General features: G+C 40.8%; 14 protein-coding genes, 1 tRNA gene and 1 pseudogene. 1 reads left to right on the forward strand and 15 read right to left on the reverse strand.

Annotated features, from left to right (window positions below; genetic code table 11):
* Positions 1 to 158: 158 nt before the first annotated feature.
* The 3 genes from RMB03_RS02455 to RMB03_RS02465 form a co-directional block, all read right to left on the reverse strand.
* Complete coding sequence (locus RMB03_RS02455; protein WP_026057122.1) at positions 159 to 749, reverse strand: OmpW family protein; 591 nt, start codon at positions 747 to 749, stop codon at positions 159 to 161.
* Positions 750 to 1078: 329 nt separating this feature from the next.
* Positions 1079 to 2503, reverse strand: coding sequence for a Na+/H+ antiporter NhaC family protein (locus RMB03_RS02460; RefSeq protein ID WP_311073576.1), 1425 nt, complete (start codon positions 2501 to 2503; stop codon positions 1079 to 1081).
* A 94-nt stretch (positions 2504 to 2597) separates the two neighbouring features.
* On the reverse strand, positions 2598 to 3485 hold the full coding sequence (locus RMB03_RS02465; protein WP_311073578.1) for an alpha/beta fold hydrolase: 888 nt from the start codon (positions 3483 to 3485) through the stop codon (positions 2598 to 2600).
* A gap of 117 nt (positions 3486 to 3602) precedes the next feature.
* On the opposite strand from RMB03_RS02465, the gene RMB03_RS02470 reads away from it, so the two are divergent.
* Positions 3603 to 4088, forward strand: a complete 486-nt coding sequence (locus tag RMB03_RS02470; protein WP_311073580.1) for a DUF4442 domain-containing protein — start codon at positions 3603 to 3605, stop codon at positions 4086 to 4088.
* 45 nt (positions 4089 to 4133) lie between these two features.
* Here RMB03_RS02470 and RMB03_RS02475 read toward each other — a convergent pair whose 3' ends face one another.
* The 12 genes and pseudogenes from RMB03_RS02475 to RMB03_RS02530 form a co-directional block, all read right to left on the reverse strand.
* The gene (locus RMB03_RS02475) at positions 4134 to 4490 is read right to left on the reverse strand and encodes a hypothetical protein (protein WP_003654509.1); all 357 of its coding nucleotides are present in this window, start codon (positions 4488 to 4490) and stop codon (positions 4134 to 4136) included.
* A 217-nt stretch (positions 4491 to 4707) separates the two neighbouring features.
* Positions 4708 to 5073 carry a DNA transfer protein p32 gene (locus RMB03_RS02480; protein ID WP_311073583.1) on the reverse strand — a complete coding sequence of 122 codons (366 nt, stop codon included), beginning with the start codon at positions 5071 to 5073 and terminating at the stop codon, positions 4708 to 4710.
* A gap of 170 nt (positions 5074 to 5243) precedes the next feature.
* Entirely contained in the window at positions 5244 to 9437 is a 4194-nt protein-coding gene (rpoC, locus tag RMB03_RS02485) for a DNA-directed RNA polymerase subunit beta' (RefSeq protein WP_017391399.1), read from the reverse strand.
* A gap of 86 nt (positions 9438 to 9523) precedes the next feature.
* On the reverse strand, positions 9524 to 13612 hold the full coding sequence (rpoB, locus tag RMB03_RS02490; protein ID WP_005037255.1) for a DNA-directed RNA polymerase subunit beta: 4089 nt from the start codon (positions 13610 to 13612) through the stop codon (positions 9524 to 9526).
* 305 nt (positions 13613 to 13917) lie between these two features.
* Positions 13918 to 14283, reverse strand: coding sequence for a 50S ribosomal protein L7/L12 (gene rplL, locus RMB03_RS02495; RefSeq protein ID WP_311073586.1), 366 nt, complete (start codon positions 14281 to 14283; stop codon positions 13918 to 13920).
* A 48-nt stretch (positions 14284 to 14331) separates the two neighbouring features.
* Positions 14332 to 14838, reverse strand: a complete 507-nt coding sequence (gene rplJ, locus RMB03_RS02500; protein WP_005037259.1) for a 50S ribosomal protein L10 — start codon at positions 14836 to 14838, stop codon at positions 14332 to 14334.
* Positions 14839 to 15153: 315 nt separating this feature from the next.
* Positions 15154 to 15849: a 50S ribosomal protein L1 gene (gene rplA, locus RMB03_RS02505; protein ID WP_003654501.1), complete on the reverse strand. Its 696-nt coding sequence runs from the start codon at positions 15847 to 15849 to the stop codon at positions 15154 to 15156.
* A gap of 3 nt (positions 15850 to 15852) precedes the next feature.
* The gene (rplK, locus tag RMB03_RS02510) at positions 15853 to 16281 is read right to left on the reverse strand and encodes a 50S ribosomal protein L11 (protein ID WP_005037262.1); all 429 of its coding nucleotides are present in this window, start codon (positions 16279 to 16281) and stop codon (positions 15853 to 15855) included.
* Between the two features lie 109 nt (positions 16282 to 16390).
* Positions 16391 to 16924 carry a transcription termination/antitermination protein NusG gene (gene nusG, locus RMB03_RS02515; protein ID WP_003654499.1) on the reverse strand — a complete coding sequence of 178 codons (534 nt, stop codon included), beginning with the start codon at positions 16922 to 16924 and terminating at the stop codon, positions 16391 to 16393.
* A 7-nt stretch (positions 16925 to 16931) separates the two neighbouring features.
* Entirely contained in the window at positions 16932 to 17372 is a 441-nt protein-coding gene (gene secE / locus RMB03_RS02520; RefSeq protein WP_005037265.1) for a preprotein translocase subunit SecE, read from the reverse strand.
* Positions 17373 to 17447: 75 nt separating this feature from the next.
* Positions 17448 to 17523 (reverse strand) — tRNA-Trp (locus RMB03_RS02525).
* A 60-nt stretch (positions 17524 to 17583) separates the two neighbouring features.
* Positions 17584 to 17762: pseudogene (locus tag RMB03_RS02530) on the reverse strand (elongation factor Tu); the annotation flags it as partial.

Below are 17762 nucleotides of genomic sequence, written 5' to 3' on the forward strand. Positions count from 1 at the left end.
AAACTAGTTTAGAAAAAAATATGCATAAGATGTGTAGAAAACTGTCTGTTTTATGCTTTTTTTAGTGCAAGTAAAACTCATAAAAAAACCTCACATAAAATATATGTGAGGTGCCTGAGTCTAGGTTTATTATTATATTGTTCTATTTATTATTATGCTTAAAATTTATAGCTATAACCTAAAGTGTAAACAAACGGATTAATATCTAAATCAAACTTATAATTAGCAACTGAAGGATCAATTGTTACTTCAGGACTAATATCCATATAACGAACATCTACAAATACTCCCCAGTTTTTAGCATCAGCAGGCTGAAAATTAAAACCAACTTGTCCTGCTACACCAAAATCTTCTTTAACTTTTACCGCTACACCTTCTTCATCCCAAGGAATAAATGCGGTTGCACCAACACCAATATATGGTGTGAAACGTGTCGAGTTTTTAAAATGGTATTTGGCAGTAATCGTTGGCGGTAACTGTTTAATACGCGCTACCTTGTTTCCATCTAACAAAACATCATGATTAATAGGTGTTGCTAATAATAACTCTGCGGAAAATGGAGATTGGCCAAAAAAGTATTCTACTGATGGCGTAAATGCATATTCATTATCTGCTTTTACCACACCCAAAGGAGTTGTTGTGTCTTCTGATGGAGCAATAACACTCCCACCAAATTTAACTTGCCAGTTACCAGCAAAAGTAAAAGAAGACATCCCCATTAATGCAACAACCAAAGCTTTTTTGAACACTTTAATATCTCCAAACTTATTTATATTTATAATAAACATGTATTTTAAAATCATGCAATACTCATTATAAAATTATTTTATCGTTTATTTTCAAATATCTGTTTTAAATAAAATTATATATTAACCAACTATTTTAATTGGTTTTAAACCCAACCTTATTGATCAAGATTATTTTATATTACCAACCATTTTAATATACTTTTTAATTCTGAGTATTTTAATATAATTTATTTTAAATACATCTTTCATTTAATCAATAAAAAAACTTCTTAATTTAAATCTAAAGATCATCATTAAGAAGGTTAATCATTCAATATTTTATAAAAAACTTATAAAACCATTGCAGCAATCCAGCCAAAAATTAATAGCGGAATATTAAAATGAATAAATGTAGGTACAACCGTATCCCAAATATGATCATGTTGCCCATCTACACCTAAACCAGCTGTTGGCCCTAAGGTTGAATCAGAAGCTGGTGAACCTGCATCACCTAATGCTGCGGCTGTCCCAATAAGGGCAATAGTCGCTAATGGTGAAAATCCGAACTGTACGCATAAAGGTACATAAATGACAGCAAGTACAGGTACACTTGAGAAAGATGAACCAATACCAATTGTGACAAATAAACCAATACAAAGCATTAAGAAAGCCGCAAGTGCTCGGTTATCTCCGATAATATCGACTACACCGTTCACTAGCTGATTAATATCTCCCGTATGGGTCATCACTGAAGCGAAGCCCGCAGCAGAAATCATAATGAAACCCACTAGAGCCATCATCCGCATGCCTTGTACAAAGACATCATCTGCATCTTGCCACTTAAAAATTCCGGCAGTAGATAGAACAGCAAAACCGACTAAGCCGCCCAAAATCATTGAACCGGAATAGAGCTGTGCAGCGAGTGTCAGACCGATTGCAAGCAATGCCATAAAAATGGTTTTCTTTGCAATCACTGGTGCCTGCTCTGCCTCATGCTTTAACTCTTCAGCATCTGCTTTTAAGACAGCTGTTTCGATTTGAGTAGTTGCACGAAGAGGCTTATCTAAATCAATCGTTGTGGTTGGCGTAATAGCGCGATCGGCATAAATCCTTGGTTTACGGTAGCTAATAAATACAGCAACTAAAGTACCTAAAACCATTCCTAAAACTGGAATGGCCATGCCAATTGACATCATCCCACGCTCTACATGTAAGCCGTACGCTGTACCGACCTTGTTGATATTTCCCATCAAAATTTGTTCAAGGAAAATTGCACCAAACCCAACTGGAAGAAAAATATAAGTTCCGACTAAACCTAAAGTAAGCACACAGGCTGCTGCGCGACGGTCTAACTTTAAATGGTTCATTACCCGTAATAATGGCGGAACGAGTACAGGAATAAAGGCAATATGAACCGGAATAAGGTTCTGAGAGAAAATAGCTGAAATAAGTAAAATACCTAATAGTAGATATTTCACTTTAGTTTGACGGCTTTTTCCCGCTTCCATTCCCAACAAACCAATAAGTTTATGAGCAAGTAAATCAGGTAAACCAGATTTTGAAAGTGCTAGAGCGAATGCTCCTAGCACTGCATAGGCAAGTGCGACTTCAGCACCATCACCAAGACCAGCGTTAAAGGCATCAACGGTTTGAGAAAGGCTTAAACCTGCTACGAGGCCGCCTACAATGGCAGAAACCACTAAAGTCAGTACGACAGAAACGCGTGCCAGTGATAATAAAAACATCACTGCAATCGCAATAACGACAGCATTCATGAATAAATTCAGAGCAAAACAAAAGGCGATATTCTATCAGATTCAGATCTATGAAGCCGAAAATATCGCCGAATTAACTGTTTTATGCAGTCACTCAATCATTAAGCTTGAGCCTCTTAATAAACTGACGAATATGATCTGCAATTTTCGCAGGCTCACTCAGAATTGCCCAGTGATTTGCTTCAAGCTCTACATATTCAAATTTTTCTACCCACTTTGGCATAGCCTCAGTGATATATTCAGGGCTCACAAAAGTATCATATTTTAAAATAACCGCTTTAACTGGACATTGCGCATAACGTTGACGTGGGCCAGTTAAACGAGGAATAAAATTGGCACGATATAAATTAATGCCATATTTACCATCAGCATTAATATTATTATTTAAAGGTAAATTACTTTTCCTCTCCAACTGAGTCAGAACTTTCCCCCATTTTTCAGGGCTAAAAAGAGACCACACTGTTGGCGCTAGTAATGGAAGATGGAATGCACCGATATACCATGATTTAGTTAATATTTTTAAAACATGGCTTGGTGCAGATTTAAATTTGTCACGTAAGAATAAAGCTGCATGATCAAGACATGGCCCAGAAATTGTTGTATATGACAATAAACGCCCTTTAAATTTAGGCTCTGTTGCCGACTCCCAAGATTGGATCGAACCCCAATCGTGCGCAGCCATATGAAATTGACGATTTGGTAATAATTCATCAACGACTTCTTGTAAGTCTAGAGATAAACGCTCTAAACGGTAATCACGAATACGTTTTGGTATAGATGACAAACCCGCCCCACGTACATCATAGGTGACAATGTAGAAGTCATTGATTAAATGTTCAATGATTGATTCCCATACTTCTTGATTGTCAGGATAACCATGTACTAAAACCAACGGTGTATTTTTTTCGTCGCCCCATGTCTTGGCACAAAGCGTTTGTTGGTCACTTGTTGTTACTGTATGAACTTTTGGCTGCATAATCATTTCCTATCTTGTTTTTCAATCGATCATGTCGTTAGTCGGATAGAGCATTGCCATCAATATAAAAAAGATGATACTTATCTAGTATGAATACTGTTTCAATAAAAAAAATTGACTATTATGGCTATTTTAAGAAGACTTCAGAACAATCCTACGATTTCAAAATTTCTATTTAATCACTACCCTCCTTATCGCGGAGCAGGGACTTATATTGAAATCATGAATTTAGAACTTTGTCATGTACGAGTAAAAATGCCTCTGACTTGGAAAAACCAAAATTTGGTTGGAACGCATTTCGGGGGCAGTATTTATTCAATGGTTGATCCATTTTATATGATGATTCTGCTGCATCATCTCGGATCAAAATATATTGTTTGGGATAAAGCTGCTGAAATTAATTTTCTTTCTCCTGGTCGAAGCACTGTGCATGCAGATATTCGAGTCAACTTGGCTGAAATTGAGCAAATTCGTGAACTTGCCGACAACTATGAACCTGTTTTAAGAACCTATCATTTAAACATTTTTGATGAGACGGGAGTAAGAATTGCTGAAGTTCAAAAAACGCTTTATATCAGACGTAAAAAAGCAAAACCCTTTCAACAATAAAAATAAGCGCTGAATAAGCGCTTATTTTATTAATTTGCTAAATTTTTATTTTTTCTCTTCAATCGCTGCACCAGCACCACCACCAATCGCACCGCCAATTGCAGCGCCAGAGTCACCACCTAATATTGCTTTACCTACCACAGAACCGATACCTGCTCCGATCGCACTCTTAGTCGTGGTTTGCTTACTACCGCCTTGGGTATTTGAACCAACACCAGCACCTACGGCTGCGCCTAAGCCTGCACCAACACCACCGCCTACATGGTTACCTAAACCACCACCTAGTGCACCACCTGCTGCTGCTGCACCAATACGCTGGTCAGATGGACTCATATTTTGACAACCTGTAAACATAAGCGTAGACAGCATCACAGCAGAAACTAATCCAATTGTTTTTTTCATGACCATACTCACTATTATCTGTTCTAATAAAAAGCATAATCCTCTTTTATGAGGAATTTGATCAGATTGTGTTATTCGTCTGTCCTAATCGATTGATATTTTGTAAAGCTCTTCCTTTGATACCTAGTCATTGAAATTTTAATTATAAAAAAGGTATAAAAAAGAAGTCTCTAATAAGATAAAGACTTCTAAGGTTTAAACATTATTAAGAGTACTTTTAGTACTTCCCTTTCTTCTCTTCATAGGCTGCGCCTGCACTACCACCTAGTGCTCCGCCTGCAGCAGCACCAGTATCGCCACCAATTATTGCACCACCTAACACGGCACCTACACCGGCACCAATTGCACTATTACGTACTGTTTTACTGCTGGACCCTTTTGCATTAGCTGCAACACCTGCACCAAGTGCCGCTCCTAAACCTGCACCAATATTACCACCCACATGTTTTCCTACAGCCCCACCTGCTCCACCACCAATCGCAGCTGAACCAATACGTTTACTTTCTGGGCTTGCATTTTGACAACCAACAAGCAAAGTTGTTGACATCAGGCCAGCACTAACAATCATCATCATTTTTTTCATTAGATTTACTCCAGTCTTCATCAGCATGTAGCCTAATACGTTTTTGTGGAGGGTTTATCCCCCTTAAGTAATAAAATAATGGCTCTTCAATATGTTTTTGTAATTACCACTTTTAATTGTTAAAAATAAAAAAGGCACCTAAGGGTGCCTTTTTTAATGCCAGTCTAAACTTAGAATTGTTCTGAGTTTAATGCTTGGCTGAATGCTTGGTCTACTTCGCTGAAGTCATTGTGAAGCTCATGTTCTGCAGCTTCTGCTTCTTGACGACGACGCTCTAGATGGTATGCAAGACCAGTACCAGCTGGAATCAAGCGACCTACTACAACGTTTTCTTTCAAGCCACGTAAATCATCTTCTTTACCTGTTACAGCCGCTTCAGTTAACACACGAGTTGTTTCCTGGAACGATGCAGCAGAGATGAACGAGTCAGTAGAAAGCGATGCTTTAGTGATACCCATCAATAGACGTTCGAACTTCGCAGGGAACTTGTTCTGAGCCAAGACAGCTTGGTTCTCTTGAACAACGCGGATGTAATCCACTTGCTCACCCTTGATGAAGCTTGTATCGCCACCATCGGTGATATCAACTTTACGCAACATTTGACGTACGATAACTTCAATATGTTTGTCGTTGATTTTTACACCTTGGAGACGGTATACGTCTTGAACTTCGTTCACGATGTAGTTAGTTAATGCAACTTCACCTTTCAAACGTAAGATGTCATGCGGGTTTTGTGGACCGTCAGAAACAGTTTCACCACGGTTCACATGCTCGCCTTCGAACACGTTGATTTGACGCCATTTTGGAATCAACTCTTCGTAGATCTCAGAACCATCATCAGGGCTAATTACCAAACGGTTTTTACCCTTAGTCTCTTTACCGAAGCTTACAACACCTGAAACTTCAGCAAGAATTGCATGTTCTTTCGGTTTACGTGCTTCGAACAAGTCAGCTACACGCGGAAGACCACCGGTAATATCACGAGTACGTGATGTTTCTTGTGGTACACGACCAATAACGTCACCCACACCAATCGTTTCGCCATCGCGAACAGTTACGATTGTGTTTTGTGGCAAGAAGTAGAACTGTTCGCCGCCATCTGTTGTATCCAACACGATTGCAGGACGTAAATCTTTACCAGAAGCAGGACGAGCTGTTACAGGTAAGATTTCAACAGTAGTCATACCAGTTGCATCATCAGTTTTTGATGTTGCAGTTACACCATCAGCGATTTGGCTGAAACGTGCCTTACCAGCAACTTCTGTAACAAGTGGATGCGTATGCGGATCCCAAGTCGCCACAATACCGCCAGCTTCTACAGATTCACCATCTTTCAACAAGATGCTTGCACCGTAAGGAAGTTTATAGCGCTCGCGTTCACGACCTAAATCATCGGCAATACCAATTTCACCTGAACGAGAAACTGAAACCAAGTGACCTTTTGCATGTTGTACAGTTTTCACGTTATGGAAACGTACAGTACCTTTGTTACGTACTTGAACACTGTTCGCAGCAGAAGTTCGGCTCGCAGCACCACCAACGTGGAACGTACGCATCGTTAACTGTGTACCTGGTTCACCAATAGACTGTGCTGCCATTACACCTACTGATTCACCTGGGTTAACCAAGTGACCACGTGCAAGGTCACGGCCATAACATCTAGCACATACACCAAAAGCAGATTCACAAGCAATTACTGAACGTACTTTGACTTCATCCACACCCGCTTCTTCAAGATGAGCTGCAATTTTTTCGTCAATTAACGTACCACGAGGTAATACAACTTCATCATCAGACGCACGACGTACATCTTCAGCAGTTACACGACCTAATACACGGTCACGTAATGGCTCGATAACATCGCCACCTTGAATGAATGGAGTCATCACTAGACCACCCGCTGTACCACAGTCAGGCTCAGTAATTACCAAATCTTGTGCTACGTCTACAAGACGACGTGTCAAGTAACCAGAGTTTGCAGTTTTTAATGCTGTATCGGCCAAACCTTTACGCGCACCGTGTGTTGAAATGAAGTACTGAAGTACTGTCAAACCTTCACGGAAGTTCGCTTTAATCGGTGTTTCGATAATCGAACCGTCCGGTTTTGCCATCAAGCCACGCATACCAGCAAGCTGACGAATCTGTGCCGCACTACCACGGGCACCAGAGTCAGACATCATATAGATGCTGTTGAATGATTTTTGCTTCTCGTCTTCACCTTGTTTGTTTTTCACAACGGTATAAGACAAGTTATCCATCATTGCTTTAGCAACTTGGTCGTTTGTACGCGCCCAGATATCGACAACTTTGTTATAACGCTCACCAGCAGTTACGAAACCTTGTTCGAACTGTTGTTCGATTTCACGAACTTCTGTTTCTGCTTTATCAATAATTGTGTGCTTAGTAGGTGGAATTAACATGTCTTCCATACCTACAGATACACCTGAACGAGTCGCTTGACGGAAGCCCAAGTACATTAATTGGTCAGCAAAGATAACTGTATCTTTCAAACCAAGTTTACGGTAACAAGAGTTGATTAACTTTGAGATATTCTTTTTAGTCATCTCAAGGTTGATCATGTCAAAGCTTAAGCCTTGTGGAACAACTTCCCAAAGCAAACAGCGACCTGGTGTTGTCTCAACAATAATAGTGCCGTGTTCACGTTCACCATCTTCATTGATAACAGTTTGATGCACACGTACTTTAACACGAGCATGAATCGCAACCTGACCAGTTGCAAGTGCACGGTTTACTTCGTGAGTATCAGCAAACACCATGCCTTCGCCTTTAGCATTTACTGCATCACGTGTGATGTAGTAAAGACCCAAGACAACGTCCTGAGAAGGAACGATGATCGGCTCACCATTTGCTGGTGACAAGATGTTGTTTGTTGACATCATCAATGCACGAGCTTCTAACTGTGCTTCAAGTGTCAATGGAACGTGTACCGCCATTTGGTCACCATCGAAGTCGGCGTTAAACGCAGCACAAACGAGTGGGTGAAGACGGATTGCCTTACCTTCAATAAGAATAGGTTCAAATGCTTGAAGACCTAAACGGTGAAGTGTTGGCGCACGGTTCAACATTACTGGATGTTGACGAATTACAGAAGCAAGAACGTCCCAAACTTCTGGAGTCTCACGCTCAACCATTTTCTTCGCAGCTTTAATGGTTGTTGCCTGACCTGAAGCTTGTAGTTTCGCGAAAATGAATGGCTTGAATAATTCAAGTGCCATTTTCTTCGGAAGACCACATTGGTGAAGACGTAAAGTAGGACCTACAGTAATTACCGAACGACCAGAATAGTCAACACGCTTACCTAGTAAGTTCTGACGGAAACGACCTTGTTTACCTTTGATCATATCTGCCAAAGATTTTAATGGACGTTTGTTAGAACCGGTAATTGCACGACCACGACGACCGTTATCAAGCAATGCATCTACAGACTCTTGTAACATACGTTTTTCGTTACGTACGATAATGTCTGGTGCTGCAAGATCAAGAAGACGCTTCAAACGGTTGTTACGGTTAATCACACGACGATATAAATCGTTCAAGTCAGAAGTCGCGAAACGACCACCTTCAAGTGGAACTAATGGACGTAAATCAGGTGGAAGTACCGGAAGTACATTCATCACCATCCATTCTGGCTTATTGTTTGAATCGTTGAATGCTTCCATCAATTTCAAGCGTTTAGACGCTTTTTTCAACTTCGTTTCAGAAGTTGTTTGAGGAATTTCTTCACGTAAACGTGCGATTTCAGCTTCAAGATCGATATCTTTTAATAAGTCCTGAATCGCTTCTGCACCCATTTTCGCAGTGAATTCATCACCGTGTTCTTCAAGTGCATTGAAGTATTCTTCGTCTGTTAAAAGTTGATACTTTTCAAACGGAGTCATACCTGGGTCAGTTACAACGTATGATTCGAAATACAAGACACGTTCGATATCACGAAGCGTCATATCAAGTAATAAACCGATACGAGATGGTAAAGATTTTAAGAACCAGATATGTGCAACTGGAGAAGCGAGTTCAATGTGACCCATACGTTCACGACGAACTTTCGCTGTAGTTACTTCAACGCCACATTTTTCACAAATGACGCCTTTGTATTTCATACGCTTGTATTTACCACACAAGCATTCGTAATCTTTTACTGGACCAAAAATTTTGGCACAGAACAAACCGTCACGTTCTGGTTTGAAAGTACGGTAGTTAATTGTCTCAGGTTTTTTAACTTCACCATGAGACCATGACTTAATCATTTCTGGTGACGCAAGACCAATACGGATACGGTCAAACTCAATTGGTGCATGACCATCTGAGTCCGTTTTCTTACGCATGATATCGAGCAAGTCTTTCAATTTTTTTCTCCGTGTGTCGGGAAGCAACGCTTACCCGACTGGGTCACAAATATTGTTTTTTCCTAAAAAATCGTGAGTCTTACGACTTAGTCACCATTTTTCAGTTCAATGTTGATACCTAAAGAACGGATCTCTTTGGTCAATACGTTGAACGATTCAGGCATACCCGGATCCATATAATGGTTACCATCTACAATATTCTTATAGATGCGTGTACGACCTTCAACGTCATCCGACTTAACAGTTAACATCTCTTGAAGTGTATATGCTGCGCCGTAAGCTTCGAGTGCCCAGACCTCCATCTCACCGAAACGCTGACCACCGAACTGTGCTTTACCACCAAGCGGTTGCTGTGTAACAAGTGAGTAAGAACCAGTTGAACGCGCATGCATTTTGTCATCAACCAAGTGGTTCAATTTGAGCATGTACATGTAACCTACAGTTACAGGACGATCAAATTGTTCACCCGTACGACCATCAAACAATACTGTTTGACCTGTACGCGAAATATCAGCTAATTCAAGTAAGTCTTTAATTTGGCTTTCTTCAGCACCATCAAATACAGGAGTAGCTAAAGGCACACCAGCACGTAAGTTGCCTGAAAGTGCTAAGACTTCAGCATCAGTTAAGCTATCAAGATCTTCTTGCTCACCGCCGACTTTGTTATAAATCTTGTCTAAGAATTCGCGAAGTTCTAAAACTGTACGCTGTTCTTTCAACATTTTTTCGATTTTATCACCAAGCCCTTTAGCTGCCATACCCAAGTGAGTCTCAAGAATCTGACCCACGTTCATACGAGATGGTACACCCAATGGGTTCAATACGATATCTACCGGCACACCGTTAGCATCGTGTGGCATGTCTTCAACAGGTAAAATGTTAGATACAACACCTTTGTTACCGTGACGACCAGCCATTTTATCACCAGGCTGAATACGACGTTTAACTGCTAGGTAAACTTTAACAACTTTCAGAACACCAGTTGTTAACTCATCACCAGTCGAAAGCTTACGTTTCTTCTCTGCAAACTTCTCATCAATTTCTGCGCTCTTCTCTTTCAAGAACACTTGAATTTGAGATAAACGTTCAGCAATTGCTTCGTCTGTAGGTTGGATTTCAAGTAAGTCAACAAGCTCTAAACCAGACAACATATCTTCAACGAGTTTGTCGCCACGTTTAGTCGAACCACCACCGTTAGACTCTTGGCCGTTAAGCAAACGAATTACACGCTCACGAGCTGCTTCTTCAAAGATCTTGTATTCTTCTTTCAAGTCTTTACGGTAAGCGTCAAGCTGTGCTTTTTCAATTGCCATCGCACGGTCATCTTTCTCTAAGCCATCACGAGTGAAGACTTGAACATCGATAACTGTACCTTTAGTACCAGATGGAACACGTAAAGATGAGTCTTTAACGTCAGCTGCTTTCTCACCAAAGATTGCACGAAGCAATTTTTCTTCAGGAGTTAACTGAGTTTCACCTTTAGGCGTTACTTTACCAACAAGGATGTCACCAGCAGTAACTTCCGCACCGATATAAACGATACCAGACTCATCAAGTTTAGAAAGTGCAGCTTCACCTACGTTAGGAATATCGGCAGTAATTTCTTCTGCACCTAACTTGGTATCACGCGCTACACATGATAATTCTTGAATGTGAATAGAAGTTAAACGGTCTTCTTGAAGTACACGCTCAGATAATAAGATCGAGTCTTCGTAGTTGTAACCATTCCACGTCATGAACGCTACACGCATGTTTTGACCAAGCGCAAGCTCACCCATATCTGTTGACGGACCGTCTGCCAGAATGTCACCGCGAGCAACTTTGTCGCCCAAATTCACGATAATATTTTGGTTGATACAAGTGTTTTGGTTAGAACGTGTATATTTAATGAGGTTGTAAATATCTACACCAGCCTCACCTGCAATCATTTCATCTTCGTTTACACGAATAACGATACGAGAAGCATCTACATATTCAATCGCACCACCACGGTTCGCGATCACACATACGCCCGAGTCACGTGCAACGTTCGCTTCCATACCTGTACCTACAAGCGGTTTATCCGCACGTAGAGTAGGAACTGCCTGACGTTGCATGTTTGAACCCATCAATGCACGGTTCGCGTCATCGTGTTCAAGGAATGGAATAAGTGATGCAGCTACAGATACAACCTGCTGTGCAGATACATCCATATGCGTCACTTTTTCAGGTGGCATACGTACAAAGTCACCTTGGTGACGAACAGAAACAAAATCTTCTGTTAAGTTACCATCTTTATCTATCGCAGAATCGGCCTGTGCAATAACAGTACCTACTTCTTCAATAGCAGAAAGGTATTCAACAGCATCAGTTACTCGGCCATCTACCACTTTACGGTAAGGTGTTTCCAAGAAACCAAAATCATTTGCTTTTGCATAAACAGAAAGCGAGTTGATCAAACCAATGTTTGGACCTTCCGGCGTTTCAATTGGACATACACGACCATAGTGAGTTTGATGTACGTCACGTACTTCAAAGCCCGCACGTTCACGCGTTAAACCACCAGGCCCAAGCGCTGAAACACGACGTTTATGTGTAATCTCAGATAATGGGTTGTTTTGATCCATAAACTGAGACAATTGGCTTGAACCAAAGAATTCTTTGATCGCAGCTGCAACTGGTTTTGCGTTAATGAGATCTTGCGGAGATAAATTATCTGTTTCTGCTTGGCTTAAACGCTCTTTAACAGCACGTTCAACACGAACCAAACCAACACGGAATTGGTTTTCAGTCATTTCACCAACAGAACGTACACGACGGTTACCTAAGTGATCGATGTCATCGACTTCACCTTTACCGTTACGGATCTCAACTAATGTACGTAATACATCGATGATATCTTCGTGCGATAAAATACCTTCTACTTCACGTGACTTCTGGTCAGTACCAACTTCGTATGGGCGCCCCAAACGACGGTTGAATTTCATACGACCTACTGGAGATAAGTCATAACGTTCAGAAGAGAAGAATAAGTTATTAAATAAGTTTTCAGCAGCTTCTTTTGTTGGTGGCTCGCCTGGACGCATTACTTTATAGATTTCAACTAATGCTTCTTCACGACCAGATGTTGTGTCAGCACGTAATGAGTCAGCAACAAATGAACCACGGTCAATATCGTTCGTAAACAAGATATTGAACTGTTTAACACCGCCTTCTGCCAGTTTCACCATAACTTCATGGCTTAACAATGTATTTGCAGGAATCACATCACCATTACGTAAAGTAATATCTTCGGCAGTGATACGCTCATACAGGTACTCATCAGGAACTGATAGCTTAGCTAAACCAGAAGCTTCCATTTGACGTACGTGACGTGCATTAATACGTTTACCTTGCTCAACAATGATTTTGCCATCATTGTCTGCAATATCAAATTGCGCCATTTCGCCACGCAGACGATCTGGAACGAGGTCAATTTGATAGCTACCCATATCAAGATATACAGGCACTTTTTCATAGAACAAATTCAAAATTTGTTCATTGTTATAACCCAATGCACGCAACACAACAGTTGCTAATAATTTACGACGACGGTCAATACGTACATAAACTAAATCTTTTGCATCAAATTCGAAATCTAACCATGAACCACGGTAAGGAATAATACGTGCAGAATAAAGTACTTTACCACTTGAATGTGTTTTGCCTTTATCGTGATCAAAGAACACACCAGGTGAACGGTGTAATTGAGATACGATTACACGCTCAGTACCATTGATCACAAAGGTACCATTGTCTGTCATGAGTGGCATTTCACCCATGTAGACTTCTTGTTCACGTACGTCTTTAATAGATTTAGTTTCGCGATCTTTAATAATCAAACGAATTTTTACGCGCATTGGTGCCGCATAAGTCGAACCACGTAAAATACATTCACGCACATCAAACTCAGGCTTACCAAGGCTATACTCAACAAATTCTAAAGCAGCATTGCCAGAATAACTTTCTATAGGGAAAACTGAACGAAATGCGGCTTGGAGACCGATATCTTCGCGGTTTTTTGGAGATTTGCCACCTTGCAAGAACGTTCTATACGAATCGACCTGGATCGAAAGTAAGTACGGTGCTTCCATTACTTGGGGCAATTTACCAAAATTCTTACGGATCCGTTTCTTTTCGGTATATGAGTATGCCATCTGGAGTCCTCGGAAAGTAAACCAAGCCCGCCTGCAGAACGGGCTCAGAAGGAATTACACAGGCCGATATGGCCACCACTGTTTACAAATGCTGCAATTTTTAGTGGTATTAAAACGCTTAACAATATTTTTTAAAAAGAAAAATATTGGTAAACATTTGAAATTACTCTGATTATTCTAAAACACGACAATTATTGTACAGAACAAACAAAAATCGAGCCGATTATTGTAACGCAAAAAGGCTGATGACCCAAGAGCCATCAGCCATTTTATGGAGCCGATTTAAAAACCGACTCCTTTTACAATTACTTAAGTGTAACTGTAGCACCAGCTTCTTCAAGTTTCTTCTTAAGTTCTTCGCCTTCTTCTTTAGAAACGCCTTCTTTAAGAACTTGAGGAGCACCTTCAACTAGGTCTTTAGCTTCTTTAAGACCAAGGCCAGTTGCTTCACGAACTGCTTTAATTACAGCTACTTTGTTAGCACCAAAAGAAGTCAACTCAACGTTGAATTCAGATTGTTCTTCAGCAGCAGCAGCAGCAGCAGGAGCAGCTACAGCTACAGCAGCAGCAGATACGTTGAATTTTTCTTCAAAAGCAGAAATAAGTTCAACAAGTTCAAGAACAGTTTTTTCAGCAACTGCGTTTAGGATTTCTTCGTTTGTTAAAGCCATGAGATTAACTCCAAATGGGTATTGAATGGTGTGGAAGTAGATTTAAGCTTAAGCAGCTTCTGACTCGTTTTTCTCTTGAAGCGCTGTAAGTAAGCGACCCAATTTCGAAATAGGAGCTTGAAGAACAGATGCGAGCATAGTAAGCGCTTTTTCTTGGTTTGGAAGGTTTGCGATAACGCTAACTTCAGCACCTTGATAAAGTTTGCCGTCAAATGCAGCAGCTTTTAATTCAAATGCTTTGTTAGTTTTAGCAAATTCTTCAAACAAGCGTGCAGCTGCACCCATATCGTCTTCAGAAGTTGAGAATGCTAAGATTGTTGGGCCAACAAGGTTGTCATTCAAGATTGCAAATTGCGTATCTTGAAGAGCACGTTTAGCCAAAGTATTACGTACAACACGTGTAGCAACACCTAGTTTACGAGCTTCAACACGAAGAGCAGTTAATTGCTCAACAGTTAAACCTTGATAGTCAGCAACAACGGCAGCGAACGCTGTAGAAGCAGTTTGAGCCACTTCAGCAACGATCTGTTTTTTGCTTTCAATAAGAAGAGCCATTGTAAAACCTCCTAACGGTGATTTATGTACTCAAAAAAGTACACTCCCAATTCGCAAGTCAACAAAGATTTGACTTACACGCGGAGGAGGAATAAATCACACCACCGCGTCTACGCAGGCTGGGCTATTAAGAAGATATTCAAAAGAAGTCTCTTCGCCTGTGGTCTTTGACGCTGATAAATTTACATTTATCAATTCAAAGTCCGCCTGATGAGTGAGGAAACAAAGCATTACTTTGAATGAGTATAAAAAATCTATGATTTTTTATACTCTGCCCTCAATCAGGACTTTAAAATTCTTGACTAAGTTTTAAACTTAGTTAGAAACGTTGCTTACATCAACAGTAAGACCAGGACCCATAGTTGAGCTCAAAGTGATCTTTTTGATGTACACACCTTTAGAAGTTGCAGGTTTTAACTTTTTCAAGTCAGCAACTAAGGTTTCAACGTTTTGACGGATAGCAGCAGCATCAAAGCCTAACTGACCGATCGCAGCATGGATAATACCCGCTTTGTCTACACGGTAACGAGCCTGACCAGATTTAGCGTTTTTAACAGCGTTCGCTACATCAGGAGTTACAGTACCAACTTTAGGGTTTGGCATTAAACCACGTGGACCAAGAATTGTACCGAGCTTACCAACAACACGCATAGCGTCAGGAGCAGCGATTACAACATCAAAGTTAAGGTTTCCACCTTGGATGCTTTCAGCAAGGTCATCAAAACCTACGATGTCTGCACCAGCTTCTTTAGCAGCTTCTGCTTGCGCGCCTTGAGCAAATACCGCTACACGTACAGTTTTACCAGTACCAGCAGGTAATGTAGTCGCACCACGAACAACCTGATCAGATTTACGCGGGTCTACACCAAGGTTTACAGCTACATCTAAAGATTCTTTGAACTTCGCAGCAGGTAAGCTGTTAAGAACTTGAACCGCTTCTTCCAAAGTGTAAACTTTGTTTGCTTCAACAGCAGCAGCAATGGCTTTTTGACGTTTAGTTAACTTTGCCATGTGTTATAGCTCCACTTCCAAGCCCATAGAACGTGCAGAACCAGCAATGGTACGTACACGTGCGTCTAAATCAGCACCAGTTAAATCCGGTTCTTTAGTAGTCGCAATTTCTTCTAACTGAGCACGAGTCAACTTACCAACTTTAGTTTTGTTTGGTACAGGTGAACCTTTTTGAATACCAGCAGCTTTCTTAAGAAGAATAGAAGCTGGTGGAGTTTTCATGATGAATGTGAACGACTTGTCGTTGTACACAGTAATCACTACAGGAATTGGAAGACCTGGCTCAACTTTTTGTGTAGCAGCATTGAATTCTTTACAGAATGCCATGATGTTTACACCACGTTGACCTAATGCAGGACCAATTGGTGGAGATGGATTTGCTTTACCAGCTGGAACTTGCAGCTTGATATAGCCGTCAATCTTCTTAGCCATTTTAAAATACCTCTGGGTACAAACGCCGCTAGGCTCCCCAATGTTTACGCTACACTTTTATTACAACAACAATGCCCGATAAAATCGGGCGTTTTTCAACCAATTAAGATTAAATCGTTTTTTCGACTTGGCGAAATTCGAGTTCAACCTGAGTTGGTCGATTAAATACGTTAATCGTCAACGTTAAACGTGACTTCTCGTATTGAACTTCTTCCACCACACCTTTAAAGTCTGTGAATGGACCGTCAATAACGAGTAATTCTTCGCCTGGCTCAAACATCGTCTTAGGACGTGGTGCTTCACCAGTATTACGTACACGCGCAAGAATCGCATCCGCTTCACGCTGAGTGATTGGTGCTGGTTTTTCAGGTGTACCACCGATAAAACCTAGAACCTTTGGACATTCTTTAACAATATGCCAAGTATCATCATTCATTTCCATTTCGACTAACACATAGCCTGGAAAAAATTTGCGCTCAGATTTACGTTTCTTACCATCCTTCATTTCTACCACTTCTTCGGTAGGAACAAGGACATCACCAAAGCTATCAGCAACAGCGCTACGCTGGATTCGTTCTGTAAGTGAACGTAACACTTGTTTTTCATAGCCAGAGTAGGCATGAATAATGTACCAACGTTTCATAGCTCTTTTACCCGATAATCAACTTAATTAACCAACCCAAACCATAGTCAAAACACCATAAAACCAATGATGCAACAACTACAACCAATAGAACCTGCCACGATGTAGTGACTGTTTCTTGTTTTGTTGGCCAAGTTACTCGACGCAGTTCGACTCGCGCATCTTTTAGCAAACGAACGAAGCCTTTACCTTGATGGGTGGCGTATAATAAACCTAAAGCCACAACGATACAAGCAAAAATTGCCCCAACGCGCACCCAAATATTGTTTGCAGGTGCCCAATGCGCTGGTAAATACTGATTCGCCATAACAGCTAAAATCAACAATGCAATCGCAATCACCCATAGAACAATATCTAGAGGCGAACCAGAACGAACAACTTCAGCAGAATTATTTCTTTGAGGAATTGGCGCGTCGCTCAATGCGTCACGCGATTTATCATTCGACATTTTTGTACTCGTCGTAGAACTCGCGACTTATTATATGAACAACTAAGCCAGCATCAAGCTTTTTATTTGAAAATATGGCAGGCCAGGAGGGACTCGAACCCCCAACATTCGGTTTTGGAGACCGACGCTCTACCAATTGAACTACTGACCTATAATGCAAGTTGAGAGCCAAAGCCCTCAACCTGAGACGTAATCCGTCACTATATTATGCTTATGCAGTTACTTTCGCAACAACACCAGCACCTACAGTACGACCACCTTCACGAATCGCAAAACGTAGACCTGGGTCCATTGCGATTGGGTGGATTAATTCTACTGACATTTCAACGTTGTCGCCTGGCATAACCATTTCAACGCCGTCTTGTAATTGGATTGCGCCAGTTACGTCAG

The sequence above is a fragment of the Acinetobacter sp. V91_7 genome (genome assembly GCF_031799075.1).
GTDB classification, from domain to species: domain Bacteria; phylum Pseudomonadota; class Gammaproteobacteria; order Pseudomonadales; family Moraxellaceae; genus Acinetobacter; species Acinetobacter calcoaceticus.